The organism is Polaribacter sp., assembly GCF_965656025.1.
In the GTDB taxonomy this organism is placed as follows: domain Bacteria; phylum Bacteroidota; class Bacteroidia; order Flavobacteriales; family Flavobacteriaceae; genus Polaribacter.
On sequence record NZ_CBFHJT010000004.1, the window covers coordinates 1 to 1,328 of the forward strand.

Sequence of the window (1,328 nt, forward strand, 5' to 3'; positions counted from 1 at the left end):
TTTCTTGGAAACCATTGGTGATAATATGTAAAGTATATTTTTCTTTTAAATAATCTAATAGCTCAAATGTGCCATCAAAAAGATGATTAAAAGTAGATAAATTATCTATATACTCTATAGCCATTTTATCAATTAAAGCGTCAGAAACCGAATAATTTACAGCATCAAATGTGTTTTTTAGTCTCGCATACCTTAATTCTTCCTTAGATACTTTTTCTTCTCTGTAGAGCTTCCAGAATTTTAAATTTAGAGGTTTGTAAACTTCTAAAAAATGGTCTATTTTTAATTTTATATTATTGCTCGCAAAGATTTTATGGAAAGTTAATTCAGAGTTTTTTTCAAAATCCCATAAAGTATGGTCTAAATCAAAGAATACATGTTCTATTTTCATTTGCTAAATGTAAAAATTATAAATAATAATTCGCAAATTAAGTTGTTATATTTGTTATAAATATATTTTAGGTTGATTGACAAAAAACTTCATGTATTGTTTATTTGTGGTTGGTATCCTTCTAGGGTTTTACCAACAAATGGAGATTTTATAGAGAGACATGCGCAAACAGTTGCTATACAGCATAAAGTTTCTGTAATACATTTAATTACTGATAAAAATTGCACCGAAAAAATAGAAATAATTACCAAAGAAGAAAAAAACATAACCACGCATATTGGGTATATACAACCTCAAAAAAACACACTTTCTAAGCTAAAATGTTTTTGGAAAGCCTATCAACAAATACTTAATAAAATTGGTTTTTTTGATGTAATTCATTTAAACGAAATACATCCTTTTGGACTTTTAGCAAAACATACCTCAAAAAAATACAATAAACCTTATATAGTTTCAGAACATCACACAGCATATTTAAAATCAGCAAATAATAATCTTAGTTATTTTAAAAAAATCATTGCTAAAAACGTAGTAAAAAATGCTGCTTTTATTTGCCCTGTTAGTGATTTTTTAGAAAATCATTTAAAAGATTCGGGTTTTGAAGGTACTTATAAAACGGTACCAAATGTTGTAGATACTAGTTTATTTTTCCCAAGGAAAAAAGAAGATGGTATTCTAAAAATTGTTCATGTTTCGAGTTTAAAAGACGCTCATAAAAATATCAAAGGGATGTTACGTGTAGCAAAACTTTTAGAAGAAGAACTTTCTTATTTTGAATGGCATTTTATTGGTAATAATGGCCATCAATACAAAGAATTTATACATAATTTGAATTTTAAAAAAGCTAAAATTCATTTTATAAATCACGTAAGTCAAAAAGAGTTGGTAAATTATTTACAAAAAGCAACCCTATGTATTTCTTTTAGTAATTACGAAA

2 protein-coding genes are annotated in these 1,328 nt (G+C 26.0%); one reads left to right on the forward strand and one right to left on the reverse strand.

Annotated features, from left to right (window positions below):
* On the reverse strand, positions 1-391 hold a 391-nt coding region (locus tag ACTG3S_RS01225), incomplete at its 3' end, for an HAD family hydrolase (protein ID WP_439127555.1).
* A gap of 72 nt (positions 392-463) precedes the next feature.
* Here ACTG3S_RS01225 and ACTG3S_RS01230 point away from each other — a divergent pair.
* Positions 464-1,328, forward strand: an 865-nt coding sequence (locus tag ACTG3S_RS01230) for a glycosyltransferase family 4 protein (RefSeq protein ID WP_439127556.1), incomplete at its 3' end; no start/stop codon positions are given.